Here is a 25,999-nt window from a genome sequence, read left to right as displayed (position 1 = left end):
ACAAAGTCAAACGGACCCAGCTATGACGCCCGCAGCCCGAGTTCAGGCCTCGATCGACATCCTCGATGAAATTTTGGCCGGAGCGCCAGTCGAGAAAGCGTTGATAGGTTGGGCGCGGCGCAGTCGGTTTGCGGGCTCGAAAGATCGTGCGGCAATCCGCGATCACGTATTTGATGCGTTACGCTGCAAACGATCCTTTGCCGCGCGTGGTGGGGCTGAAACAGGGCGGGGCTTGATGATCGGCGCGATGCGATCATCGGATCAGGATCTTGCTCAGTACTTCTCGGGCGCGCGATATGCGCCAACTTCGGTAACAGATGCCGAGAATGACCGAGGTTTCCAGACCGAGGCCGAAGCCCTCGACATCCCTGAATGGTTGTGGCCCGAATTCAAGGCGTCGTTGAAAGATGAGGCCAACGCAGCCGCAACTGCATTGCAGGGTCGGGCCCCGGTGCATTTGAGGGTGAACCTGTCGCAGGCTGATCTGGTTGAAATCATCCAACGCCTCTCGGATGAAGGCATAGTGGCGCAGCCTCACTCAGCGTGTGACACTGCTTTGGAGGTCACCGCTGGTGCACGAAAAATTTCACAATGCAATCCATATCTTGAGGGTTTAATCGAGCTGCAGGACGCCGCCAGTCAGGCCGTTACTGCAGCGTTGGAATTGCAACCTGGAATGAGGGTTCTGGACTATTGCGCCGGTGGTGGTGGCAAAGCTTTGGCCTTGGCGGCAAGGGCCGAAGGCATTCAGGTTTTTGCGCATGATATCAATCCAGGTCGCATGGCAGATTTGCCTGCACGTGCAAAGCGGGCGCGCGCAGAAATTTCACTGCTGACGTCGGATCAGGTATCAGGACAGGCACCCTTTGACATCGTTCTGGTGGATGCGCCCTGTTCTGGAAGCGGATCATGGCGCCGTTCGCCCGCGGGGAAATGGGCGCTGACGCCTGAGCGCTTGCTTGAACTTACCCGCATTCAGGCAATGATTTTGAAGAGCGTCGCTCCATTGACCGCAGACGCAGGTACGATTGCTTATGCCACATGTTCAATGCTGGCTGTCGAAAACGACGCGATTGTGGACAGGTTTTTGCAAGAGCATTCGGATTGGCGGTCTGGGTTTCGGGGTACGTGGCTGGTTTCACACGGGGCGGATGGATTTTATTCGGCTCACTTGACTAGAACCTAGATCCGATCAAACAACTTAAAGGAGTTCTCACCGCTGGTTTATTAAGCGGCAATTAACGATTGCGGGCCGATATTGGTCAAATATGTCTTAATAAGAGCTGCTTTATGCCCAGTGTTCCCCAAGCGTTTCCCCGTTTGTCAGATCGGGTCGTATCTGATCGCGGGCGCCATGTGTCTCTGGGTTTGATTGCCCTTCTTCTCTGCCTGCTTGCTGCCTTGGGTGTCCTTCCAAAACAATGGAACACTGGTGTTGCAACCGTCGGTCTGTCTTTTCTTGCGGTTGTTGGGTTTGCTATCTTAGGCAATTGGATCGCCAAGCAGATTGAGCAGCGTACAAAAGGCGTGATTGCAGCGCTTTTGGAACAAGATACCGCAGCCTGTATCGTTACGGATCAAAACGGCCGAATTGTCCTGGTCAATTCGCGGGCCAGCCTCGGCCTTGGTGCCATACCAGAGAAGCAACTGGATGACGCTTTGCGATCTGTATTCGCCAATCCGGCGGCGATTCTGCTGCGTCTTCAAACTCAGCTCCGGTCACGGGTGAAAGCTGAGGAGGATGTAGTCACACGTGGTCAAACCATACCGGTGACGGTATCGAAACTGGATCATGATTGGTATTGCTGGCGCTTCGTATTAGAGGCTGAGCAAGCCTGGCGAAATGTCGGGTTACCGGTCATCACCATTGGTCGGAATGAAGTTATTCTAAACACGAATGATGCAGCTGCAAATTTTTTTGGCCGCACGCCTGCCACGTTTGCAGAGTTATCATCAGAGAATGGTGTGCTGGGCGATCCCGTCGGAAACAGCTGCGCAATTCAAGTTAGGACGCCTGAGGGTGACAAAACGGTCCTGGTTTCTCAGTTGCGCCGAAGCGGGATCGCACGCGAACTGATTTTGACCCCGATCACCGATAGCGATGCAAAACTCGAGGCAACTTCGTTCGCTGATTTGCCGGTTCCGATCATGAGATTGGCGCCCGATGGTGAGATCATCGAAGCCAACCACCTTGCAATCGAACTGGTGGGTGAGGTTCGGCTGGGCAATTCCAGAATTGACGAGGTTATGCACGGGCTTGGCTATTCCATTCGTGATTGGCTCGCTCGTACGGTTGAACCGACTTCTGCTCCAAAGTCAGAGTTTCTGCGCCTTACCCGTAAAGACAAAGAAGTGTTCGTTCAGGTCACGCTGTCTCGCATTGTGAGTGACGGTCAGGTATATCTGATCGCAGTTCTGAATGACGCAACTGAGTTAAAAACACTTGAGGCGCAGTTCGTTCAGGGGCAAAAAATGCAAGCCGTAGGCCAGTTGGCCGGTGGGGTTGCGCATGATTTTAACAATCTGCTGACAGCAATATCAGGGCATTGCGATCTTCTGTTGCTGCGCCACGACCAAAATGATCTGAATTATGGTGACCTTGTACAAATCAACCAGAATGCCAACCGCGCTGCCGCTCTGGTCAGTCAGTTGCTTGCATTTTCGCGCAAGCAAACCCTCAGGCCCGAGGTGTTGGATTTGCGAGACACGATTTCCGATCTGATCCACCTTTTGAATCGCCTTGTGGGCGAGAAGGTCCGCTTGACGCTCAGCCATGATCCCGTGCTCAAGCCGGTTTGTGCCGACAAACGACAGCTTGAGCAGGTGTTGATGAATCTGGTTGTAAACGCGCGCGATGCGATGCCCGACGGCGGTGAGATTCGGATCGAAACCGAAGTTCTGAATCTAGAGCGGGCCTATTCGCGCGACAGGGCGACAGTGCTGCCGGGCGAGTATGTGATGGTCAAGGTCATAGACAGCGGCATAGGTATCCCTCCGGACAAGCTGCAAAAGGTATTCGAACCTTTCTACACCACCAAGCGCACCGGAGAAGGGACAGGTCTGGGTCTTTCGACGGTATACGGCATTGTAAAACAGACCGGAGGATTCATTTTCGTGGACAGCGTACCCGGTACGGGTACCGAATTTACCGTTCTTCTTCCTGCCAGTACGGCGGCGCAGACACCTGAACCGATCACACTAGAGGCCCACGAAGAGCAAAAACCACGGCACGGTGAGGGCGTTGTTCTGTTAGTCGAGGACGAAGCCCCCGTCCGCGCTTTTGCCACGCGTGCGCTGCGTCTGAAGGGGTACACAGTGCTCGAGGCGGAATCAGCCGAGGATGCGCTGCATATGTTGGAGGACCCAAATCTCACGGTCGACGTTTTTGTCACAGATGTGGTGATGCCTGGCATGGATGGTCCGACCTGGGTGCGCGAGGCAATGAAAACGCGCTCCGAGGTCCGGGTGGTCTTTATGTCCGGCTATACGGAAGGCGCATTTGGTGAATCCGGTCCCGAGATTGAAAACTCGACCTTTCTGCCAAAACCATTTTCATTGACGCAGTTGACCGAAGCGGTGTTTCAGCAACTCAACTGACGCCGTTACTCAGCAGATTGATGCAGTGCAAATTCCGCTGCGAATAAGCTGCGAAATTGCTGGTCTGTGTCTTTCGAGAGTTCAAGCTTGAGCTTGGGCGAAACATTCTCTTGCGGAAGCTGTATGTCGCAGTTCAGGCGATTTCGTAGGAAATCGAGTATCGTGCCTTGGTTTTCGTACTTAAACACGTGGCTCACTCCGGCACCATTGCTGCGGGGCATTAGGAATTCGCTCTGGCGTCCGACATTCGCACAGGCCGGTGGGGATTTCTGCATATGGGCAACTACAAATGCCTCAAAATCAAGACCCTGAGTAGAGTGTGGATGATTGTTCAATTCCTGCCGCGTGCGATATCGATACCAACTTCCTAACCAGTCGATGGGATCTCGGACGACGGCCATAACCTCCATTTCAGTGTCAAACAGCTTCTTGAACATGGTTTGATAGAACCGATCAAAGCGGCGCATGTTTGCGTGTTTTAATTCAGTTGGACCTGAGACAACGATATCGGCACGGTCTTTCAGAGCAGATTGGTAGGCTGTGCTGCCGGTTTTGGGGACGGACAAAAGCGCGAGACGCTCTTCATAAAAAACAAGCATTTATCTTTTCTCTACAACGCTTTTCGATTGGCAGATTGTCGTAAACGACTCTTTAACACAATTGCCTAAGACTGAATTTCATAAGTTTTAGTTGAAATGTTCTCTTTTTGGTCCCATAAGGAACAAGAGGCGAACAAAGCAGCGATTGCCGCCCGTCAAAGGGTGTGACAAAAGGGATAGTGACAGGACAATGGCGGATCTTCTGACGATGAGCGACAAGAAAAACGCAGACAAGCAAAAGGCGCTCGACAGCGCATTGGCTCAGATCGAACGGCAGTTCGGCAAGGGCTCGATCATGAAGTTGGGCGAGGATTCCAAGCAGGATATCGAGGCAAGCTCGACCGGCTCACTGGGCCTGGATATTGCGTTGGGTATCGGTGGTCTACCGATGGGGCGGATTGTTGAAATCTACGGGCCTGAAAGTTCGGGTAAAACCACGCTGACACTGCATTGCATTGCTGAACAGCAAAAACGTGGCGGTGTTTGCGCTTTTGTAGACGCAGAACATGCACTTGACCCGCAATATGCCCGCAAGTTGGGTGTTGATCTGGATGAACTGCTGATTTCGCAGCCCGATACCGGTGAACAGGCGCTTGAGATCACTGATACGTTGGTGCGCTCGGGTGCGGTGAACATGGTTGTGGTCGACTCGGTTGCGGCCCTGACGCCGAAATCCGAGTTGGAAGGCGACATGGGCGATAGCAGCGTGGGCGTTCAGGCCCGGCTGATGAGCCAGGCAATGCGCAAACTGACCGGCTCGATCAATCGCTCGAACTGCATGGTGATCTTCATCAACCAGATCAGGATGAAGATCGGCGTGATGTTCGGTAGCCCCGAAACCACGACCGGTGGCAACGCACTGAAGTTCTACAGCTCGGTCCGTCTGGATATCCGCCGCATCGGCGCGATCAAGGATCGCGACGAGGTGGTCGGCAACCAGACCCGCGTCAAGGTTGTGAAGAACAAGGTGGCGCCGCCGTTCAAGCAGGTGGAATTTGACATCATGTATGGCGAAGGCATCAGCAAGATGGGCGAATTGCTAGACTTGGGCGTTAAAGCCGGAGTGGTTGAAAAGTCAGGTTCATGGTTCAGCTATGGCGACGAGCGGATCGGGCAGGGGCGCGAAAACGCCAAGCAATATCTGCGTGACAATTCCCGCGCCGCGTTAGAGATCGAAGATAAGATTCGCGCGGCCCACGGTCTGGATTTTGAAATGCCCCCCGAGGCGGAAGAGGATGATATCCTCGAAGCGTAATGCACTCTGACGGCATCAGCAGAAATCCCCCGGCACTCCGATAGTGCTTAGAATACCTAGAACGGGGCGGCTCAAGGGAGCCGCCTTGTTTCGTTTGGGTCGTCCAATGCTGTGGACACTCCTTGGACAGAGGGCTAAACCTTCGCAGACCATTATGAATGCGCGTTGAGAGAGCCCAAATGCCCACGCTGAATGATATCCGCTCGACCTTTCTGAACTACTTTGCCAAGCAAGGCCACGAAGTGGTTGCGTCCAGCCCATTGGTGCCGCGCAATGATCCGACGTTGATGTTCGTGAACTCAGGTATGGTTCAATTCAAGAACCTGTTTACCGGCGTAGAAACCCGTGATTATCATCGCGCGACCACAGCACAGAAATGTGTGCGCGCAGGTGGCAAGCATAATGATCTGGATAACGTGGGCTATACCGCGCGCCATCATACGTTCTTTGAAATGCTGGGAAATTTCTCGTTCGGAGATTACTTCAAGCCGGAAGCAATCCCATTCGCCTGGGAGCTGATCACCAAAGAATTTGGGATCGACAAGAACCGCCTGCTGGCAACGGTCTACCATACTGATGACGAAGCCTTTGAAATTTGGAAGAAGGTAGGAGTTCCCGAAGACCGGATCATTCGCATCGCCACCAATGACAACTTCTGGCAGATGGGTCCAACCGGGCCATGTGGCCCGTGTACCGAGATATTCTATGATCACGGCGATCACATCTGGGGTGGCCCTCCGGGTTCCGCCGAAGAAGATGGCGACCGGTTCATCGAAATCTGGAACATCGTTTTCATGCAAAACGAGCAGTTCGAAGACGGCTCGATGGTCGAGCTCGATATGCAGTCGATCGATACTGGCATGGGACTGGAACGTATTGGTGCTTTGCTTCAGGGCAGTCATGACAACTACGACACTGATCTGTTCAAAACACTGATCGAGGCTTCCGCAGAGGCCACCGGAGTTGATCCTTATGGGGATCAGAATGTGCATCACCGTGTGATTGCGGATCACCTGCGTTCGACATCTTTCCTGATCGCTGATGGGGTGATGCCGTCAAATGATGGGCGTGGATATGTTCTCCGTCGTATCATGCGTCGTGCGATGCGCCATGCACATTTGTTGGGCGCGAAAGATCCGGTGATGCACCGTTTGGTGCCAACTCTGATTCAACTGATGGGCGCGCAATACACCGAGCTTGGTCAGGCGCAGCCTCTGATCGAAGAGACATTGCTGCTGGAGGAAACGCGGTTCAAACAAACATTGGATCGCGGCTTGAAATTGCTTGATGACGAGGTCTCTGGTTTGTCGGAAGGTGATCCGCTGCCGGGTGATGCGGCATTCAAGCTTTATGACACATACGGTTTCCCGCTGGATCTTACTCAGGATGCGCTACGCGAGAAAGGACGTACAGTAGACACTGACGGGTTTGATGCCGCTATGGCCGAACAAAAAGCAAAGGCGCGCGCTGCCTGGGCTGGTTCTGGCGAAGCAGCTGATCAGGTCGTATGGTTCGATGTGTTAGACTCCGCCGGTGCTACCGATTTCCTTGGTTACGACACGGAAAAAGCCGAAGGTCAGGTGGCTGCACTGGTAGTCGATGGTGCCTTGGTCGATAGTATTGAGAAAGGCGGCAGTGGCTGGGTCGTGGTTAACCAGACGCCGTTTTATGGTGAAGCCGGTGGTCAGGTTGGCGATACAGGTGAAATCCGCAAGCTCGATGAACGAAATGACATTTCCCGTGTTGTAGACACCAGAAAATTTGCCGACGGCAAGGTCTATGCACACAAGGTGACAGTTGATCATGGATCGATCTCGACAGGTGACGCTGTTGAGCTTGAAGTCGATCACGCAAGACGTACGGCCATTCGCGCAAACCATTCAGCGACGCACCTGTTGCACGAAGCCCTTCGTGAAACGCTGGGTGATCATGTGGCTCAGCGCGGCTCATTAAATGCATCCGACCGATTGCGGTTTGATTTCAGCCACTCAAAGGCTTTGACGCGGGAAGAGATTCAAAAGGTCGAGCGTGAGGTGAATGCCTTTATTCGCCAGAACTCGGCTGTCGAGACGCGTATCATGACGCCAGACGATGCCCGTGCGCTGGGTGCACAGGCGCTGTTTGGCGAGAAATACGGTGATGAGGTCCGTGTCGTGTCGATGGGTAAGGCACCTACCGGCAAAGGGCAGGATGGTGAGACCTGGTCGATCGAATTGTGTGGCGGCACCCATGTGCGCCAGACAGGTGACATAGGTACGTTTGTCCTTCTCGGCGACAGCGCCAGCAGCGCAGGTGTGCGCAGGATTGAGGCGCTTACTGGGGATGAAGCTTTCAATCACCTGTCGGCTCAGGATCAGCGTCTCGGCGCTATTGCTTTGGAGTTGAAAGCACAGCCTGATGACGTTGTTGCGCGTGTGAAATCGCTGATGGATGAGCGTAAATCGCTTCAAAACGAAGTTGCTCAACTGCGCCGTGATCTGGCGATGGCTGGTGGCGCAGGGCAGGGTGGCTCTGAAGCAAAAGAGGTCAATGGTATGGCCTTCCTCGCCCAATCACTGACCGGCGTGTCCGGAAAGGACCTGCCAACGCTGATCGATGAGCACAAGAACCGGTTGGGTTCAGGTGCTGTGTTGTTAATCGCAGATACTGGTGGAAAAGCTGCCGTTGCCGCCGGTGTTACAACGGATCTGACTGACAAAGTTTCGGCCGTTGATCTGGTTCGCGCTGCCGTTGTCGAACTTGGCGGCAAGGGTGGTGGTGGTCGGGCTGACATGGCACAAGGCGGAGGCAAAGATGCCTCGAACGTTGAAGCAGCCATAAAAGCCGCAGAACAGGTTTTGGGAGGATAAGATGCCTGCACTCTGGATTGCTCATGTCACTGTGACTGATGCCGATGCATACGGAAAATACGCCGAGCTGGCAGGTCCCGCGATCGCCGCCCATGGCGGTGAGTTCATAGCCCGTGCCGCGCGGTACGTGCAGTTGGAAGGCAAGGAACGTCCGCGTAATGTGGTCGCCCGCTTCCCCTCGGTTGAAGCTGCTGTTGAATGCTATAATTCGCCCGCTTACCAACAAGCACTGGATCATGCCCGAGGCGCCAGCGAACGTGAGCTGGTTGTAGTCGAAATTACCGAATAACAGTTTTCTGATTCTGCCTCCCGCGCGAATGAGCATTGACCCGGCCCAGCTTTGGGCCGGGTTTGATCTTTTAGAGGGTTATCGAAGTATAGGCCTGTAACAACAATTGCCGCATATTTCAGTGTCATTGTTGGATTTTCCAGCTCTCTATTACTTAGTCGGCTATCAATTATGGCAGTGTTTGCCATGATCTTGTGCTGAAATGGTCATGAAAGTTGACGAATTTCTGCCGTTTTTCCCGCTCAACTTGCCAAGTGATTGCACAAACATAGCAGTTTTCGGATGTTTTCTGTTTAATATGCTAATGTGAATGGTGCCAATCATTGGTTTGAACTGGAAACTAAAGGAAAATCATGACAACCGTTGGCACCAAACTGAATAGTGTTGTTGAGCGAACTTTAGGGTTAATCAACCATTTTGGTATAGTGGTCATCATGGCTGGTTCAATGATGATTGGATCAGCGGTGTCAGCGCGTGATGCCGCATTTATTCAAAGTGTTGCCGCCTCACCTCCGCCGACAGGGGCACGGCAGTTGTGTCGTCAGTATTCTTGGGCTTGTGCTCAAAAAGGAGCGGCATCCCTTTCCAGCGCACAAGAACTGAAGCTCGTTAAACAGATCAACCGACGCGTAAATGTGTCGACGCGAGAGGTCACCGACCAAAGGCAGTACAAGACCCGCGAGTTGTGGGCCCTGCCGACATCTCTTGGCGGGGATTGTGAAGATTTTGCCCTGCTTAAAAAGCGTGATTTGATCAATGCAGGAATCGATCCCCGTAAACTATTGATCGCAACCGTACTGGATACGCGCCGAAACTCTCACGCCGTATTGGTATATCGATCAAATCAGGGTGATTTGGTGCTGGATAACCTGACGAACCAGGTAAAGCCATGGTCCGCTACGCGGTATTTGTTTCTGCGGATGCAGGACCCAAGGCAACCACGCAACTGGGTGGGTATCTACGGTCAGGGATAGGGAACACTACACAGAAAGAAATCTATTCGTATCTCCTATCCCTACTACTATCCTCTAGGTTTTAGCTCCATTATCCGTTGGCGTTTCTTTTGGTGTTTCTGACCCCGGACCACCACCACCTTTTGGTGTTTCCGAACCCGGACCGCCGCCACCTTTAGGTGTTTCCGAACCTGGTCCTCCGCCTCCTGTTGGGGTCGGGTCAGGAGTTGACGGTTTTGGATCAGATTTTGGATCAGGCTTGGATTCGGGTTCTGGCGCGGAAGGTGGATCATTGAAGTCATCACCTCCGTTTTCTTCATCATTGCCATCGCCATTTCTCTGCTCGGCAAACCCGACGGAAGCTGTCGGCAAGTCAGTTAGTACCGAGGCAAAGGCAGGGCAATCAAGCAGCGTCTGCTCGAGGATGCTCTCGAAATCGGCGCGCCGTTGGATATAGCGCACCATTCGCGAGCTTACGACGTCGCAGGCGCAAAGGGTGTTAGAGGACACGGATTGCTTTGCGGTCTTCACAGTACACATCTCAGATGCTTGCGCAGTACCAGCAGATATCAATGGAAATGTAGAAGCAACAAATACTATCGAAAACAGTTTGGAACTAATGCGCATGGCATTTCTCCTTAAATACTCATTAACTACCTCGCCGTATACTCGTGCGGCGCCACTCTTTTAACTCAAAATCTCCTTCTTGGGCCTTATTTTCAAGCGGCCAATGATGAGTGCAAAAGGATCAATATTGGCTTACGCCAGGGAAAGGCGTTTAAAAACAAATAGAAAGCCCGCCAAATTGGCGGGCTCTAGATTTCTGGACTATTTCCATATTGACGCAAATTTGCCACGAATGGGTCATTGTTGCGTATGTGTGAACTGAGTTACTGCAGGACCTACGCAGATCGTGCCATTCTCTTCCGCTCATGCGGATCCAGATAGCGTTTGCGAAGCCGGATCGCATTTGGCGTCACCTCAACCAGTTCGTCATCGTCGATATACGCGATCGCCTCTTCCAAAGAGAACTTAATGTGAGGCGTCAGGCGCACCGCGTCATCCGATCCGCTGGCGCGTACGTTGGTCAGCTTCTTGCCTTTAAGCGGGTTCACTTCCAGATCGTTGTCACGGGAATGTTCACCGATCACCATGCCTTGATAGACATCGGTTTGCGGCCCCACGAACATGCGTCCACGTTCCTCCAAGTTCCACAAGGCGTAGGCGACGGCCTGGCCTTTTTCCATTGAGATCAAGACGCCTGCACGACGACCGGGGATCGATCCCTTGTGGGCAGCCCATCCATGGAAAACGCGGTTCAGGACACCGGTCCCGCGCGTGTCGGTCAGAAATTCGCCGTGATATCCGATTAGACCACGTGATGGCACATGGGCGATGATGCGGGTTTTGCCAACTCCCGCGGGGCGCATCTCGACCAGTTCACCTTTGCGTGCTCCAGTGATCTTCTCGATCACCGAGCCCGAGAATTCGTCATCGACATCGATGGTGACTTCTTCGATGGGCTCAAGGCGTTGACCGTCTTCGTCGCGGAACAAAACCTGTGGGCGCGAGATGCTGAGTTCGAATCCTTCGCGGCGCATATTCTCGATCAGGACGCCCATCTGGAGTTCGCCACGGCCAGCGACTTCAAAGGCTTCACCACCGGGTGTATCGCTAATGCGGATGGCGACATTTGATTCAGCCTCCTTCATTAGACGATCACGAATGACGCGGGACTGAACCTTTTTACCGTCTCGGCCTGCAAGCGGAGAATCATTGATGCCGAAGGTGACGGTGATCGTTGGTGGATCGATTGGCTGGGCGGGCAAAGCCTCGTTTACTTGCGGAGCAACCAAAGAATCCGCAACCGTGGCCTTGCTCATTCCCGCAATGGTGACGATGTCCCCGGCCTCGGCTACATCGATAGGCTGTTGTGCGAGACCACGGAACGCGAGAATCTTTGTCGCACGGAAATTCTCGATCAATGTTCCGTCACGGCTGAGCGCCTTGAGGCTGTCACCCGCTTTCAACGTTCCGCTCTCGACACGACCGGTCAGGATGCGGCCGATGAAAGGATCGCTGCCAAGCGTGGTGGCAAGCATTCTGAACGGCTCGTCTTTTTTCTCAATTTGCTTGGGGGCGGGGACGTGATCGACGATCAGATCGAAAAGGGCAGTCAGATCCTTGCGCGGTCCGTCAAGTTCCATATCTGCCCAACCTGAACGGCCCGAGGCATACATGGCGGGAAAATCAAGCTGATCGTCGTCAGCACCAAGGTTGGCGAACAGGTCAAAACATTCGTCCAGCGCGCGATCTGGTTCGGCATCCGGTTTGTCGACCTTATTCAATACAACGATGGGGCGCAGTCCCAATGCCAGCGCCTTAGAGGTCACGAACTTGGTCTGCGGCATGGGACCTTCGGCGGCGTCGACCAAAAGAACAACACCGTCGACCATGCTGAGGATGCGTTCAACCTCGCCTCCGAAATCGGCGTGGCCGGGGGTGTCGACGATGTTGATACGAGTGTCTTTCCATTCGACCGATGTCGCCTTGGCCAGAATGGTGATGCCACGTTCCCGTTCCAGATCATTGCTGTCCATTGCGCGCTCGGCAACGGCCTGATTCTCGCGGAAAGCGCCGGATTGTTTAAGAAGCTCATCCACCAGGGTCGTTTTACCGTGGTCCACGTGAGCGATGATTGCGATATTGCGCAGGTCCATGAGAGGTCAACCTTTGAACGGGAAGTTGGCCCGGCGCATAACGCGGCGCGACAAAATATACCAGCCCTAACCGGCGTTCAGTGACCCGCGGTCGAAGAAAACAGGTGAATGATCAGAATTCCAGACAGTATCAGAACAAGCCCCAGGATCGCCGGCCAGTCGAGTTTCTGACCAAATACCAGAAAACCAATCAGTGCTATTAGGAAAATCCCAAGTCCCGACCAGATTGCATAGACAATCCCGACAGGCATCACTTTCAGAGTGAGCGCCATAAGATAGAATGCGCTGCCATAGCCAACGACCACCAGGGCAGAGGGCCAAAAGCGGGTGAACTGATGGCTGGCTTGCAGTGCAGTGGTCCCGATGGTTTCCGCAATGACCGCCAGCAGCAGAATGAAATATGTTTTGGGCAAGATTGATGCCTTTCCGAAGTGTCGCGGAAGGTTGACCATAGTTGACTATTGCCGGGCAAGTGGATTCTGGCGGCGCAGAATAAAGAGTGACTTTACCAAAGGTCAGGTAAACCTGACTGTTCGATATTCCTGAGGCATGATAGAGGGTTGGGTGTTTTAGTTAGTTTGTAGCGAGTTTGATTGAATGACGACATTTGCAAAATCAATCATTATCGTTTCGGTGTTGATCGTGGCGTTAGGGTGGCTTGCAGACGGGGGGGCCGTCGACATTGATGCAGCCCAAAATGTTGAGCGGTTAAAGGGTATTCCAGTTTAGGCGCCCACCGAACGATTTGATCAAAAGGAGCTTTCGGGCTCCTTTTCTTTCGTTCGCAATAAGATTGAATTCAATTCTTACTGCTTCTCGATTGCTTTGAGTTTTGAGCGATGATCGGACAATTTCTTGACCACAAACTTACGGGCCTTGCGTTCTGCGAGCCGTACCCGAACTTCGGTCAAAAACGCTTCTTCCAGCGTCTGAGATGACGCGCCCAAAAGCTCGCCGACCTCCACATAAAACCGATCCTCACCGGTTTCGTCCATGACCTTCATCGTATCCTCTGCCAATCTCGAGGCAAGGGTGGTGATGGTATCAGACATCAGCGCGTATTCTCGGTCAGGCGACGCTTCACATAATCCGTCACGTCGGTCATCAGCGTGTCCATGTGGCGATCCTGGAAGAAGTGATCCGCGCCTTCAACCTCGTGATGCGTGATTGTGATCCCTTTTTGCTCGTGCAATTTGCTAACCAGCGAAGTGGTATCCGCAGGGGGTGCAACGCGGTCTGACGACCCGTTGATTATCAGGCCGGAAGACGGGCAGGGGGCCAGGAAAGAAAAATCATACATGTTCGCCGGGGGTGACACGCTAATAAAGCCGGTGATCTCGGGACGACGCATCAGCAGTTGCATTCCGATCCAGGCGCCGAATGAGAATCCTGCAACCCAGCAATGCTTGGAGTTGTTGTTCATGGACTGAAGATAATCCAGCGCCGACGCGGCATCGCTAAGCTCGCCAACACCCTGATCATATTCGCCTTGGCTGCGGCCTACGCCACGGAAGTTAAAGCGCAGAACCGTGAAGCCCATGTTGTAGAAGGCATAGTGCAGGTTGTAGACCACCTTGTTATTCATGGTCCCGCCAAATTGAGGGTGCGGATGCAGCACGATTGCGATCGGTGCGTCTTTTTCCTTTTGCGGGTGGTAGCGGCCTTCCAGGCGGCCTTCGGGTCCGGGAAAAATCACCTCGGGCATGTGTGCTTTAGTCCTGTTTTTTGACGCCTCGGCCCCGAGATTATCTTGACGGTAATCGTCAGGCACCTTAGAACGGTTCTAATTACATTGTGTCGCGTGAAAACGCTGTCATTGGGAGATACGCACTGGCTGCGGCGGCGTCAATGTTTTCGCGGTTCTTGCCTCAAGGAATTCATATGAAGCTGTCGACCAAAGGACGCTATGCGATGGTTGCTCTGGCGGATATTGCTCTGCAATCCTCCGACAAGCTCGTGACACTTGGTGAGATTTCCGAGCGTCAGGATATTTCTCTTCCTTATCTGGAACAGCTTTTTGTAAAACTGCGTCGTGCTGAGTTGGTCAGCTCGGTTCGGGGTCCGGGTGGAGGTTATCGTCTTGCGCGCCCTGCATCCGAAATTCGAGTGGTTGAGATTTTGGCTGCAGTCGATGAAACCGTGGATGCGATGCACAAAGGGGCGGGGGCATCGGGTGCTTCGTCCGGCAGTCGGGCGCAATCCCTGACCAATCGTTTGTGGGAAAGCCTGAGCGCACATGTGTATGTGTTCCTGCATCAAACGCGTTTGTCGGATGTGATCCGAAATGATCTGGCACCGTGCCCGGCAGTTCCAAACTTGTTTGCGGTCGTGGACGACTGAGCTGATGAAACAGATTTTCGTTCCACAGGAATCCATGTTGGAAAAGATGTATCTATGAAACGGGTTTATCTCGATCATAATGCGACGGCTCCATTAAGGCCCGAAGCCCGCGCTGCAATGATTGCGGCGATGGATCTGGCCGGCAATCCGTCATCCGTTCACGCAGAGGGCCGTGCCGCAAAGGCTTTAGTCGAGAAAGCACGCGCACAGATTGCCACCGCATTTGGGGCGGATGGCGCTGACATCGTGTTTACCTCAGGCGCTACCGAAGCGGCGGCGTTGGCAATGTCAGGACGTGGTCTGCAGGGGGGCGCGATCGAGCATGATGCGGTACGTGCTTGGGCCAATGAAGTTTTACCAGTGTCGAAAGACGGGCAAGTTACGGTTTCAGATCCCGCCTTAACTGCATTGCAACTTGCAAACTCCGAGACGGGCATCATTCAATCTCTCCCGTCTGATCTGGCTGTAACTGACGCCACTCAGGCGTTTGGAAAGCTGCCAGTCGCGTTCAACTGGCTGGGCGCGGAAATGGCCTTGATTTCTGCACATAAACTGGGCGGTCCCAAAGGGATCGGTGCGTTGGTGATGAAACGCGGCACGGATTTGGCCGCGCAAATCAAAGGTGGCGGGCAGGAGATGGGGCGTCGCTCGGGCACTGAGAATGTTATCGGAATCGCGGGCTTCGGTGCGGCTGCTGAAGCTGCATCCCGCGATCTTGCAAATGGTGTCTGGGAAAAAGTTCGTGAACTTAGAAATATTCTAGAAAACGCTCTTGAGGCCGGATCGAAATCTACTATTTTTGTCGGGAAAGATCAGGAGCGACTCCCCAACACGTTGTGCTTTGCCACTCCGGGCTGGAAGGGAGAAACCCAGGTCATGCAGATGGATTTGTCAGGATTTGCGATCAGTGCAGGCTCAGCCTGCTCCAGCGGCAAAGTGCGCGCCAGTGCTGTGCTGACGGCCATGGGATTTGATGAACACGCGGCGGCCAGTGCGATACGCGTATCGCTCGGTCCCGAGACGACGGAAGAGAATGTGCTGCGTTTTGCGGAAACGTGGCTTGAGAAAGAGAAAAAGCATCGCGCGCGCGCCGCGTGATCTGACGGAGGGTGTCTTATGGCCGCTTTGGACCAGACCCAGGTAAAAGAAGGTGTCGATCAGGAAACCGTGGATGCGGTACGCGAGGTCGGAACCTACAAATACGGCTGGGAAACTGAAATCGAGATGGAGTACGCCCCGAAGGGTGTAAACCCCGATATCGTCAAGCTGATTTCAGGCAAAAATGATGAGCCCGAATGGATGACCGAGTGGCGTCTCGCCGCGTTCGAACGCTGGACCAAGATGGATGAACCGAACTGGGCCATGGTCAGCTATCCTAAAATCGATTTTCAGGACCAGTATTATTATGCCCGTCCGAAATCGATGGAAGAGAAGCCCAAATCCTTGGATGAGGTCGACCCCAAGCTGCTGGCGACATATGAGAAACTGGGTATCCCTCTGAAAGAACAGATGATTCTTGCCGGAGTTGAAGGTGCCGAAGATGCGCCAGCCGAGGGGCGCAAGGTCGCCGTCGATGCGGTGTTTGACTCGGTTTCGGTTGGCACGACTTTCCAGGAAGAGCTGAAAAAAGCGGGTGTTATCTTCTGCTCGATCTCCGAGGCGATACGAGAACATCCGGAACTGGTGAAGAAATATCTCGGAACCGTGGTTCCGGTATCCGACAATTTCTATGCCACTCTGAACTCCGCTGTGTTTTCGGATGGTTCGTTTGTCTATGTGCCACCGGGTGTCCGCTGTCCAATGGAATTGAGCACCTATTTCCGTATCAACGCGGAAAATACGGGGCAGTTCGAACGGACGCTGATCATTGCCGACAAGGGCAGTTATGTCAGTTACTTGGAAGGTTGTACTGCACCACAACGAGATACCGCACAGCTGCACGCGGCCGTGGTGGAAATCATTATCGAAGAAGATGCCGAGGTGAAGTATTCGACGGTTCAGAACTGGTTCCCCGGTGATGAGAACGGCAAAGGTGGTATCTACAACTTCGTGACCAAGCGTGCCGATTGTCGTGGGGATCGCTCCAAGGTGATGTGGACGCAGGTTGAAACCGGCTCGGCTGTGACTTGGAAGTATCCGTCCTGCATCCTGCGTGGCGATGACAGCCAGGGTGAGTTCTACTCGATCGCGATCACGAACAACATGCAGCAGGCCGATACTGGCACGAAGATGGTTCATCTGGGCAAGAACACCAAGTCGCGGATCGTGTCGAAAGGGATCAGTGCGGGTAAGGCGCAGAATACCTATCGCGGACTGGTCTCGATGCATCCAAAGGCCAAGGATAGTCGCAATTACACCCAGTGTGACAGCTTGCTGATTGGTGACAAGTGTGGGGCGCACACGGTTCCGTATATCGAGGTCAAAAACAACTCGTCCCGTGTCGAGCATGAGGCGACGACTTCGAAGGTCGACGAGGATCAGTTGTTCTATTGCCGTCAGCGCGGCATGGACGAGGAAGAGGCCGTGGCGCTTGTTGTCAACGGGTTCTGCAAGGATGTGCTGCAGGCGCTGCCGATGGAATTCGCGATGGAGGCTCAGCAATTGGTTGCGATCAGCCTAGAGGGATCGGTCGGCTGATGACGCCAAAACCTCAACAACGTATCCGCAAGGATGATGTGCTGACAGCGCTCGGCTACGCGCTGCCGGTGATCGGCGGCCTGTTGGGGGTGGCTTACGTCAACACGAAATACATGGACTTCATCAACCCGGTCTGGGCAGTGGGCGGAGGCGCGCTGCTGGGTTGGATCATCGCTCGGGTGATCCGCAAGGTGCTGGGATAGACAATTATCTGGGGTCAATCTGCGCCCCTTGCGAGATGCAAAAGGACAAAAAATGCTGGAAATCAAAAACCTGCACGTAAAACTTGAGGAAGAAGACAAACAAATCCTCAAAGGCGTCGATCTCACTGTTGAGGCCGGCAAGGTGCATGCGATCATGGGGCCGAATGGCTCTGGCAAGTCTACGCTTAGCTATGTCTTGTCCGGTCGGGACGGATATGAAGTGACAGATGGTACCGCCACACTTGAGGGCGAAGATCTGCTAGAGATGGAGCCGGAAGAGCGCGCGGCTGCTGGCGTTTTTCTCGCATTCCAATATCCGGTTGAGATTCCCGGTGTCGGTAACATGACGTTCTTGCGCACAGCGGTGAATGCTCAGCGTAAGGCACGTGGTCAGGAAGAACTGTCTGCAGCGGATTTCCTGAAAGAAATCCGCGCCAAGGCAAAGGCGCTGAAGATCGATGCAGATATGTTGAAACGCCCAGTTAATGTTGGATTCTCGGGTGGTGAGAAAAAGCGCAACGAAATACTGCAGATGGCAATGCTTGAGCCCAAGTTATGCATCCTTGACGAGACCGACTCGGGGCTCGATGTGGATGCGATGAAGCTGGTATCGGAAGGCGTGAATGCGTTGCGCGACGAAGGGCGCGGTTTCCTTGTTATCACGCATTATCAGCGTTTGCTAGATCACATCAAACCAGACGTCGTGCACATCATGGCCGATGGCCGTATCGTCAAATCCGGCGGACCCGAGTTGGCTCTGGAAGTTGAGCACAATGGGTATGCTGACATTCTGGCCGAGGTAAACTGATGGCTCTCGCTCAAGCAAAACAGTCGGCAACCGAAGAGCGGCTTGCAGCTCTGACCATGCCAGATGCGGGTTGCACGCGTAAGGCGCGAGAGGCTGCTCTGGCGCGGGTGCGCGAAATGGGACTGCCCGGACGTCGGCATGAATACTGGAAGTATACCCAACCCGATACATTGATCTCGGCACAAGCACCCGCGGCGGCGTTGTTTCAGAACGACGAAGCGCCGATGTTCAACGAGTTTGACCGGCTGAAGATTGTCTTCATCGATGGTGTATTTAGCCCTGAAGAGTCAGACGAACTGTCGATGGAGGGTGTCACTATCGACAGGTTGGAAGATATTTGCTGCAAAGATATCCATTGGGCCAAAGAGTTATACGGTGTTCTTGAGGCAAATGGTCAGACCCCGGTGCATCGCCCTCTGGCGGCATTGAACACTGCATTTGCGTCAGATGGTGTTGCCATCCATGTGACCGGAAAACCTGCCAAACCGATCAGCCTGATCTATCGCCATGCTTCGGAAACCTCGGATGCGATCCTGCATCATGTGGTTCGTGTTGAAAGCGGTGCCGAGGTGACCATCCTTGAAAATGGCCCGGCCGCATCGCGTTTTAACAAATGTATGGAGATCGATATCGCCGATGGCGGTACGCTGCACCATGTTCGCGCGCAGGGTCGCGATCATCAGCGGCGAGCAGCGACGCATATGTTCACTCGAATGGGAACGGAGTCTGTGTACAAATCCTTCACACTTACTGTGAACGGTGTTCTGACGCGGAACGAGCAGGTGGTTGAGCTTACCGGCGACGATGCCGTGGTCCATGTTGCGGGTGCTTGCGTTGGAGATGGTGAATTCCATCATGACGACACGGTATTTGTGACCCACGATGCGGTGAATTGCGAAAGCCGTCAGGTGTTTAAAAAGGTGTTGCGCAACGGGGCGACCGGTGTCTTTCAGGGAAAGATCCTCGTCAAAGCGGGTGCGCAGAAAACCGACGGATATCAAATCAGCCAATCGTTGCTGCTGGATGAGGACAGCCAATTTCTCGCCAAGCCCGAGTTGGAAATCTACGCGGATGACGTCGCCTGTTCGCACGGCTCGACCTCTGGTGCGATTGACGAAACAGCGCTGTTCTACCTGCGATCGCGTGGTGTTCCCACCAAAGAGGCGACGGATATGCTGACTTTGGCTTTCCTCGCGGAAGCGGTTCAGGAAATCGAAGATGAAGCTCTGGCCGAAGTGATTGTCACACGATTGCAAGATTGGCTGGCACGCCGCCGCTGATGTCCGTCACAACAGATATCGTTGCCACGTATCGCGGACCGGGGCGTGTTGTGCGTCGCCTGTTGGATATGGGCCCGCGTGAAGATCGTGCGCTGGCATTTGTGATGGCCTTCTGTGTAGTTGGTTTCATCGCCCAATTGCCAAGCCTTGCACGCCGTGCCCACATTGAGGGGCTGGAACTGAACATGCTCATGGGCGGCGCTTTGTTGGGCTCGGTCTTCATACTTCCTCTGTTCTTTTATCTTCTGGCTTGGCTCTCACAACTCGTAGCGCGGGTTTTTGGAGGCCGTGGAAACGGCTATGGCGCAAGGCTGGCGTTGTTCTGGGCGTTGTTGGCATCGGCCCCCTTGGTGTTGTTGAACGGGTTGGTCGCGGGCTTTATCGGTCCGGGCCCGGAACAAACGCTAGCCGGAATGTTATGGGTTGCGATTTTTACCTGGTTCTGGTTGTCCGGTCTCAGACAATCGCAAAAGGCCATTAAATGAACTCTGCCGTGCTTCTGAATATGGTCGTCCTGACCCTGACAAACCCGGCCGAGGCTGCCAAGCGATTGCTGGCGATGCGCTTTGGTCCAGACGTGCTGTGGATTGCATTCTTTCTTGCCGTGATCCTGAATGCGCTGGTTCAAACTCTGTCCGGCTTTGTCATGCCGTTTATTAACCCAGAGGTTCAACAAATTGCCGAGCCTTTATCGCGGACCTTGTTTGTATCAGTTGCCGCGATTCTGATCAGCGTCGTTGCTTTCCTCTTGGTAGGGCGGGTACTGGGCGGAGAGGGGTCGTTCAACGACCTCATGACTCTGGTCGTCTGGCTGCAGATCCTGCAGATTATCGGGCAGGCGATCATTCTGACATTGGTCTCGGTGCTGCCGTTTTTGTTCTTACCGGCAAGCCTTGCGATGCTGGTACTGAGCCTCTACATCACCTTACATTTCCTCAACGAAGCGCATCGATTTCAGTCGCTGGGTAAATCGTTTCTGGTGATCCTATTGTCTGGCCTTGTGGCTATCCCATTTGTCCTTTGGCTGTCGCCTGTATAGGGAACCTCTGTCCATGTATGACGTACAGAAAATTCGCGCCGACTTTCCGATCCTGTCGCGACAGGTCAACGGAAAGCCTCTGACCTATCTCGACAATGGCGCATCCGCGCAAAAGCCTCAGGCTGTTATTGACGCAGTCACGCAGGCCTATGCCCATGAGTATTCGAACGTTCATCGCGGGCTTCACTACCTGTCCAATCTTGCGACCGAAAAGTACGAGTCCGTCCGGGGCACTGTCGCACGTTTTCTTGGCGTTTCGAACGAGGAAGAGATTGTATTGAACTCGGGTACGACCGAGGGGATCAATCTCGTCGCTTACGGTTGGGCGATGCCGCATCTGCAGGCGGGGGACGAGATCGTGCTCAGCGTGATGGAGCATCACGCAAATATAGTACCCTGGCATTTCTTGCGCGAACGGCAGGGCGTCGTTCTGAAGTGGGTTGATGTGGACGCAACCGGATATCTTGATCCACAAGCTGTCATCGATGCGATCGGTCCGAAGACAAAGCTGGTGGCGGTGACGCAGTGTTCAAACGTTTTAGGCACTGTGGTCGACGTCAAATCGATCACACAAGCGGCCCACGCCAAAGGTGTTCCGGTACTGGTGGACGGTAGCCAAGGCGCTGTCCATATGCCCGTGAATGTCGAGGATATCGGCTGCGACTTTTACGCGATAACGGGCCACAAGTTGTACGGACCGTCCGGTTCAGGTGCGATATTCATCAAATCGGAACGCATGGCCGAAATGCGTCCCTTTATCGGGGGCGGCGACATGATCAAAGAGGTGTCAAAAGATCAGGTGATCTACAATGATCCACCGATGAAGTTCGAAGCCGGAACGCCGGGCATCGTGCAGACCATCGGTATGGGCGTTGCGCTGGATTACATGATGGACTTGGGCATGGAGAACATCGCATCACATGAGGCGGGACTGCGCGACTATGCGATGCAACGACTGAACGGGCTGAACTGGCTGCAGGTTCAGGGAACCACATCCGACAAGGCCGCAATCTTCAGCTTTACGCTGGACGGGGCAGGGCATGCCCACGATGTTTCGACGATACTGGATAAAAAAGGTGTCGCAGTGCGCGCGGGCCATCACTGCGCGGGGCCATTGATGGACCATCTGGGTGTCACCGCGACCTGCCGCGCCAGCTTCGGCCTCTACAACACGACCGAAGAGGTCGACACGCTGATCGATGCTTTGGAATTGGCCCACGATCTGTTTGCCTGATGAGGTCGCATTTGCAGTTGCACCCGGATTGGAACGAGGGTAGCTAACGGCCAAGGCACCTGTAGCTCAGCTGGATAGAGCGCTGCCCTCCGAAGGCAGAGGCCAGAGGTTCGAATCCTCTCAGGTGCGCCACTTCTCGTGTGTTTGTTTTTGCTCTGCACATTGGCGTTTGGTATGCAATCTAGCTGCCGACAAAACAAAACCCCCATCAGAGATAACTGAGGGGGTTCATATTATGCTATGGGATAATGAGTTAAATCAGCCGCGCCACGAACGGATGACACCGCAATCCATATGCACGAAATTCGACCGATTGTACTGGCCAACGCCCCCGGCGCGGCAGGAAATTGCAGCTTTCGCCATTTGGGAGACCGAACGCGAGGATAAACGCAAGTCGGCAGCCTGGCCTTTCATATGCAGGGAATTCTTGGCGACACCGCGAGAGCGACGGCGCAGCATGGCATTGGTTTGCGGTGAGCGGTAACCAGACAGCAGCATATAGGGTTCGCTTACATCCAGCATATTATGCGCCGCAGCCATGATGTCGATCGTGCGCAGGTCCATGTCCTTGACCTGATCGCTGCGCCAATCACGCATGAAGTGATTAACCTCTTTCACCGCGTCCTTGATATATTTTCCGTCAACCCAATATACCATGTCGATCCGCTCACCGGTGCGGCCCGAATACATACGAATGCGGCGAATGTCGCCACCGCCACGAAGAAAACCCGCTGCTTTGGAATAGGTTGGTGCCGCGACAACCGCCGTTGCGGCGAATGCGCCCAATAGGGCACGCCGGGTCAAGCCCGATGTACTGCTCTCGGTCATTTCAGTTTCGTCCCGTACTGTTCCTGCCTGCACACGATGTTACGCGCGCTGTCTTAATTTTTATCCCATCCCAGATGCGGAATTTATTGCATAGTCGGAATCATCCGCCAAGGAGTCTTTGCTTGCGCTTTAATCAAGGGGGAATTTTCGGCAGTTTTTTGCGCAACTGATGCAAACATGCATGATAATTCTGCATCCCAGGTTCCAACGATGCAAACACGCATCACGGTAAAAAGAAGAGGCTAATTGATATATTTGTGAATAGACATTAACTGCACCTCCAAACATTATTTCTAAACGCCGTAGAAATTTTGCGGCAAATCATTGAATAACCAAGGCTATCTGATGTCGTTTGTTTCTCGTGCTCGTTCTAGTGTATTTGCAGCTACCTTTGTAGCAGTTTCAGCTTCCGTAGCTTTGGCGGGAACGTCTGGCACCGCCTTCCAGATGGCGGTGGCTGAAAGCACGGTTTCAAACAATGCGATCGCTGAATTCTACCGAAAAAATGCTTTCGATCCGGTGTGGGTAGGCAACACACCTGAGCATCAAGCGCGGCGCGCTGCCTTGATCAAGGCTTTGTCAACAATCGACATGCATGGGCTTCCGCGCGCGCGCTATGATGTCTCGGCATTGATTGCGAAGATGCAGGACGCCAGAACAACCCGTGATTTGGGTTTGATCGAGGCTGAGCTAAGTCAAGTTTTTGCTAAATATGCCAACGATATACAGTCCGGTGTTACTTCACCTTCGCAAATCGATGCTGGCCTTGTACGGGATGTTGAACAGCGCAACACGCAAGAACACCTGAAGCGTCTTGTTGCCGGCGATGGTGATGAGTACTTCAATGAGATTATGCCTCAATCACGCCAGTATCGCGCGTTGATGAAGCAGAAAATTGCGCTCGAAACGCTGATCGAAAAGGGCGGGTGGGGTGAGACCGTTCCTGTCACAAAGCTTGAGCGCGGAGACACAGGCGCGAATGTCATCAAATTGCGCAATCGGTTGGTCGCTATGGGTTATTTGAAGCCCACTGCAAGCCCCAACTATGATGACGTGTTGCTTGCTGCCGTTCAGGCGTTTCAAACCGCACATGGGCTTGAACCGGATGGCGTTGCAGGTAATGGAACAATCACCGAGATCAATCGGCCAGTATCCGACCGTCTGAAAGCGGTTTACGTTGCTTTGGAACGTGAGCGTTGGCTGCCCGAAGAACGTGGTGAGCGCCACATTCTGGTGAATCAGGCAGACTTTTCGGCAAAGATCGTTGATGACGGTCAGGTCACGTTCGAGACACGCGCAGTCATTGGCAAAAATACACATGATCGCCGTAGTCCAGAATTTTCGGACGAGATGGAGCATATGGTGATCAACCCCAGCTGGTATGTTCCGCGCTCGATCATCACCAAAGAGTACCTGCCGAAATTACAAGCTAACCCGAACGCAGTGGGGCATATCCAGATTACTGATCGTGGGGGGCGGCAAGTTAACCGGGGCGCTGTTGATTTCACCCAGTTCACCGCAAGGAACTTCCCGTTCTCGATGCGTCAACCACCAAGCAGAAGCAACGCGCTGGGTCTGGTGAAGTTCATGTTCCCGAACAAGCACAACATCTATCTCCACGATACGCCACAGAAGTCTTTGTTCGCGCGCGAGGTTCGGGCTTTCTCACACGGATGTATTCGATTGGCGCAGCCATTTGAATTTGCATATGCATTGCTGGCCAAACAGGAAGAGGATCCAAAATCTTTCTTCCATCGTGTGTTGAACACTGGAAAAGAGACGAAGGTGAACCTTGAAAACCCGGTGCCGGTGCATCTGATCTACAGAACGGCCTATGTCGGACCGAAGGGTGAGGTTCAATATCGCCGTGATGTATATGACCGTGATCGCAAGATCTGGGTGGCATTGCAAAAGGCAGGGGTAGCCCTGCCGGACGTTCAGGGGTAATCACGGGGCAACTACGCGCCACGAGGAAGCCCGCATGCAATTCACAGTTCAGCAAATCGCCGACGCTCTTGGTGTTGTGGCCGAGGGTCAGACGAGTTTGACGATCCTTCGCGCAGCCGAGCCAGGCGATGCGGGACCAACCGATCTGGCGATGGCAATGTCGCCCAAATACGCCGAAGCCTTGGCGAATGGCGCGGCGCGGGCCGCTGTACTTTGGGATGGGGCAGATTGGCAGGCTTTGGGTCTTGAGGCCGCCATCTTTGTTCAGCGCCCGCGTATGGCGATGGCCGGAATAACGTCGATGCTGGATCGCGGGCAGGGCATTGCACCGGGGATCCACCCATCGGCTGTTATCGATGAAACTGCTGAGATTGGAGAGGACGTATCGGTCGGTCCGCTTGCCGTGATCGGAGCGCGGGCAAAGATAGGTAAGGGTTCGGTTATCGGCGCGCATTGCGTGATTGGAATGGATGCTTCGCTGGGTGAAGGCGCTCTGCTTCGCGAGATGGTAAGCATCGGGGCACGGGCGCAGATTGGCGATCGTTTTATTGCTCAGCCGGGTGCGCGTATCGGAGGTGACGGGTTCAGCTACGTCACGCCTGAGGTATCAGGCGCAGAAAACGCGCGGAAAACACTTGGCGATCAAGGGGATGCAAAAGCACAGAACTGGTTGCGCATTCACTCACTTGGGGCGGTTGAGATTGGTGACGATGTTGAAGTTGGGTCGAACTGTACGGTCGACAACGGCACTATCCGCAACACCGTGATCGGAAGCGGGTCCAAGTTGGATAACCTTGTACATGTAGGTCACAACACGCGCGTGGGGCAGGATTGCTTGCTATGTGGTCAGACCGGAGTATCCGGTTCAGTTGAGATCGGAAATAACGTTGTATTGGGTGGTCAGACCGGCGTTTCCGACAACATCTTTGTCGGTGATGGGGTAATAGCCGGTGGAGGTACCAAGATCCTGTCGAATGTGCCTGCTGGCCGCGTGATTATGGGCTATCCAGCGATCAAAATGGAAAGCCACACAGAGATTTACAAAGCCCAACGCCGGTTGCCCCGTTTGGCCCGTGACGTTGAGGCGTTGAAAAAGGCTGTTTCCAAACAGGCTCCAAGCGATTAAATCAACCCCAACACGATAACCAGGGGATCGAGATGAGCATCAGCGACCGCGTCATTGCAATCATTGCCGAGCAGGCCGTGCTTGAGCCTTCGGATGTGACGCCCGACAGCACGCTCGAGGATTTGGGCATCGATAGCCTGGGTCTGGTCGAGAGCATCTTTGCCATCGAAGAAGAGTTTGATATCACGGTGCCTTTCAACGCGAACGAACCCACTGCAAGTGATTTCGATATTTCAAACGTGGCCGCGATTATTGCGGGCATAGAAAAACTTGTATCGGAAAAGGTCTGACCTCC

Annotated in this window: 25 protein-coding genes and 1 tRNA gene; 19 read left to right on the top strand and 7 right to left on the bottom strand. The window is 53.8% G+C overall.

Translation table 11 applies throughout. The features are described from left to right. Positions 1 to 22 precede the first annotated feature (22 nt). Positions 23 to 1,186: an RsmB/NOP family class I SAM-dependent RNA methyltransferase gene (locus tag ACR0MQ_RS02875; RefSeq protein ID WP_170774155.1), complete on the top strand. Its 1,164-nt coding sequence runs from the start codon at positions 23 to 25 to the stop codon at positions 1,184 to 1,186. A 104-nt stretch (positions 1,187 to 1,290) separates the two neighbouring features. After that, positions 1,291 to 3,597, top strand: a complete 2,307-nt coding sequence (locus ACR0MQ_RS02870; protein WP_480605791.1) for a two-component system sensor histidine kinase NtrB — start codon at positions 1,291 to 1,293, stop codon at positions 3,595 to 3,597. Positions 3,598 to 3,602: 5 nt separating this feature from the next. Here the strand turns inward: ACR0MQ_RS02870 and ACR0MQ_RS02865 are convergent, their stop codons facing one another. Beyond that, complete coding sequence (locus ACR0MQ_RS02865) at positions 3,603 to 4,196, bottom strand: sulfotransferase family 2 domain-containing protein (RefSeq protein ID WP_170774160.1); 594 nt, start codon at positions 4,194 to 4,196, stop codon at positions 3,603 to 3,605. A gap of 190 nt (positions 4,197 to 4,386) precedes the next feature. Between ACR0MQ_RS02865 and recA the strand changes: the two genes are divergently transcribed. The 4 genes from recA (at position 4,387) to ACR0MQ_RS02845 (ending at position 9,563) form a co-directional block, all read left to right on the top strand. After that, a complete protein-coding gene (gene recA / locus ACR0MQ_RS02860) occupies positions 4,387 to 5,451 on the top strand; it encodes a recombinase RecA (RefSeq protein ID WP_010440218.1) in 1,065 nt (354 codons plus the stop codon). Positions 5,452 to 5,630: 179 nt separating this feature from the next. Beyond that, positions 5,631 to 8,300, top strand: a complete 2,670-nt coding sequence (alaS, locus tag ACR0MQ_RS02855; RefSeq protein ID WP_170774162.1) for an alanine--tRNA ligase — start codon at positions 5,631 to 5,633, stop codon at positions 8,298 to 8,300. Between the two features lies 1 nt (position 8,301). Next, positions 8,302 to 8,589 (top strand): DUF1330 domain-containing protein, encoded by a 288-nt coding sequence (locus ACR0MQ_RS02850; RefSeq protein ID WP_010440216.1) that lies wholly within the window; start codon positions 8,302 to 8,304, stop codon positions 8,587 to 8,589. A 353-nt stretch (positions 8,590 to 8,942) separates the two neighbouring features. Then, entirely contained in the window at positions 8,943 to 9,563 is a 621-nt protein-coding gene (locus ACR0MQ_RS02845) for a transglutaminase-like cysteine peptidase (RefSeq protein WP_170774164.1), read from the top strand. Positions 9,564 to 9,617: 54 nt separating this feature from the next. Here ACR0MQ_RS02845 and ACR0MQ_RS02840 read toward each other — a convergent pair whose 3' ends face one another. The 5 genes from ACR0MQ_RS02840 to ACR0MQ_RS02820 all read right to left on the bottom strand — a co-directional run bounded on the left by ACR0MQ_RS02840 (position 9,618) and on the right by ACR0MQ_RS02820 (position 13,967). Next, on the bottom strand, positions 9,618 to 10,169 hold the full coding sequence (locus ACR0MQ_RS02840) for a hypothetical protein (protein WP_480605787.1): 552 nt from the start codon (positions 10,167 to 10,169) through the stop codon (positions 9,618 to 9,620). A 275-nt stretch (positions 10,170 to 10,444) separates the two neighbouring features. Beyond that, a complete protein-coding gene (gene typA, locus ACR0MQ_RS02835) occupies positions 10,445 to 12,262 on the bottom strand; it encodes a translational GTPase TypA (protein WP_170470428.1) in 1,818 nt (605 codons plus the stop codon). A 77-nt stretch (positions 12,263 to 12,339) separates the two neighbouring features. After that, positions 12,340 to 12,714 (bottom strand): DMT family transporter, encoded by a 375-nt coding sequence (locus tag ACR0MQ_RS02830; RefSeq protein WP_010440210.1) that lies wholly within the window; start codon positions 12,712 to 12,714, stop codon positions 12,340 to 12,342. Between the two features lie 354 nt (positions 12,715 to 13,068). Next, positions 13,069 to 13,314, bottom strand: a complete 246-nt coding sequence (locus ACR0MQ_RS02825) for a hypothetical protein (RefSeq protein WP_010440209.1) — start codon at positions 13,312 to 13,314, stop codon at positions 13,069 to 13,071. Next, on the bottom strand, positions 13,314 to 13,967 hold the full coding sequence (locus ACR0MQ_RS02820) for an alpha/beta hydrolase (RefSeq protein ID WP_010440208.1): 654 nt from the start codon (positions 13,965 to 13,967) through the stop codon (positions 13,314 to 13,316). The genes ACR0MQ_RS02825 and ACR0MQ_RS02820 overlap by 1 nt, the downstream gene beginning before the upstream one ends. 176 nt (positions 13,968 to 14,143) lie before the next feature. On the opposite strand from ACR0MQ_RS02820, the gene iscR reads away from it, so the two are divergent. The 10 genes from iscR (at position 14,144) to ACR0MQ_RS02770 (ending at position 21,935) form a co-directional block, all read left to right on the top strand. Then, positions 14,144 to 14,602, top strand: a complete 459-nt coding sequence (iscR, locus tag ACR0MQ_RS02815) for a Fe-S cluster assembly transcriptional regulator IscR (protein WP_010440207.1) — start codon at positions 14,144 to 14,146, stop codon at positions 14,600 to 14,602. Positions 14,603 to 14,656: 54 nt separating this feature from the next. Beyond that, positions 14,657 to 15,700, top strand: a complete 1,044-nt coding sequence (locus ACR0MQ_RS02810; RefSeq protein ID WP_170774168.1) for a cysteine desulfurase family protein — start codon at positions 14,657 to 14,659, stop codon at positions 15,698 to 15,700. An 18-nt stretch (positions 15,701 to 15,718) separates the two neighbouring features. Further along, positions 15,719 to 17,239, top strand: a complete 1,521-nt coding sequence (sufB, locus tag ACR0MQ_RS02805) for a Fe-S cluster assembly protein SufB (RefSeq protein WP_170539790.1) — start codon at positions 15,719 to 15,721, stop codon at positions 17,237 to 17,239. After that, entirely contained in the window at positions 17,239 to 17,442 is a 204-nt protein-coding gene (locus tag ACR0MQ_RS02800) for a hypothetical protein (RefSeq protein ID WP_010440204.1), read from the top strand. The genes sufB and ACR0MQ_RS02800 overlap by 1 nt, the downstream gene beginning before the upstream one ends. A gap of 52 nt (positions 17,443 to 17,494) precedes the next feature. Further along, positions 17,495 to 18,250 carry a Fe-S cluster assembly ATPase SufC gene (gene sufC / locus ACR0MQ_RS02795; RefSeq protein WP_010440203.1) on the top strand — a complete coding sequence of 252 codons (756 nt, stop codon included), beginning with the start codon at positions 17,495 to 17,497 and terminating at the stop codon, positions 18,248 to 18,250. After that, on the top strand, positions 18,250 to 19,530 hold the full coding sequence (gene sufD / locus ACR0MQ_RS02790; RefSeq protein ID WP_480605781.1) for a Fe-S cluster assembly protein SufD: 1,281 nt from the start codon (positions 18,250 to 18,252) through the stop codon (positions 19,528 to 19,530). Before sufC ends, sufD begins: the two co-directional genes overlap by 1 nt. Further along, a complete protein-coding gene (locus ACR0MQ_RS02785; protein ID WP_010440201.1) occupies positions 19,530 to 20,015 on the top strand; it encodes a YIP1 family protein in 486 nt (161 codons plus the stop codon). Before sufD ends, ACR0MQ_RS02785 begins: the two co-directional genes overlap by 1 nt. Then, the gene (locus ACR0MQ_RS02780; protein ID WP_170774173.1) at positions 20,012 to 20,569 is read left to right on the top strand and encodes a Yip1 family protein; all 558 of its coding nucleotides are present in this window, start codon (positions 20,012 to 20,014) and stop codon (positions 20,567 to 20,569) included. The genes ACR0MQ_RS02785 and ACR0MQ_RS02780 overlap by 4 nt, the downstream gene beginning before the upstream one ends. Positions 20,570 to 20,582: 13 nt before the next feature. Further along, entirely contained in the window at positions 20,583 to 21,803 is a 1,221-nt protein-coding gene (locus tag ACR0MQ_RS02775) for a cysteine desulfurase (RefSeq protein WP_480605776.1), read from the top strand. Between the two features lie 55 nt (positions 21,804 to 21,858). Beyond that, positions 21,859 to 21,935, top strand: a tRNA-Arg gene (locus ACR0MQ_RS02770). A 126-nt stretch (positions 21,936 to 22,061) separates the two neighbouring features. Here the strand turns inward: ACR0MQ_RS02770 and mepK are convergent. Beyond that, positions 22,062 to 22,631, bottom strand: a complete 570-nt coding sequence (gene mepK / locus ACR0MQ_RS02765; RefSeq protein WP_170470323.1) for a peptidoglycan L,D-endopeptidase MepK — start codon at positions 22,629 to 22,631, stop codon at positions 22,062 to 22,064. Between the two features lie 345 nt (positions 22,632 to 22,976). On the opposite strand from mepK, the gene ACR0MQ_RS02760 reads away from it, so the two are divergent. Genes ACR0MQ_RS02760 through ACR0MQ_RS02750 form a run of 3 tightly spaced genes read left to right on the top strand, consistent with a single transcriptional unit; the run spans position 22,977 to position 25,994 of the window. Continuing rightward, a complete protein-coding gene (locus tag ACR0MQ_RS02760) occupies positions 22,977 to 24,578 on the top strand; it encodes a L,D-transpeptidase family protein (protein WP_480605774.1) in 1,602 nt (533 codons plus the stop codon). Positions 24,579 to 24,612: 34 nt separating this feature from the next. Beyond that, positions 24,613 to 25,704: a UDP-3-O-(3-hydroxymyristoyl)glucosamine N-acyltransferase gene (lpxD, locus tag ACR0MQ_RS02755; RefSeq protein WP_170770915.1), complete on the top strand. Its 1,092-nt coding sequence runs from the start codon at positions 24,613 to 24,615 to the stop codon at positions 25,702 to 25,704. A gap of 32 nt (positions 25,705 to 25,736) precedes the next feature. Then, positions 25,737 to 25,994: an acyl carrier protein gene (locus ACR0MQ_RS02750; RefSeq protein WP_010440190.1), complete on the top strand. Its 258-nt coding sequence runs from the start codon at positions 25,737 to 25,739 to the stop codon at positions 25,992 to 25,994. Positions 25,995 to 25,999 lie beyond the last annotated feature (5 nt).

This window comes from Ruegeria sp. AN6 (assembly GCF_056540425.1).
The sequence above is the reverse complement of the archived record's forward strand: the minus strand, read 5'-3'. Positions and strand labels throughout refer to the sequence as shown.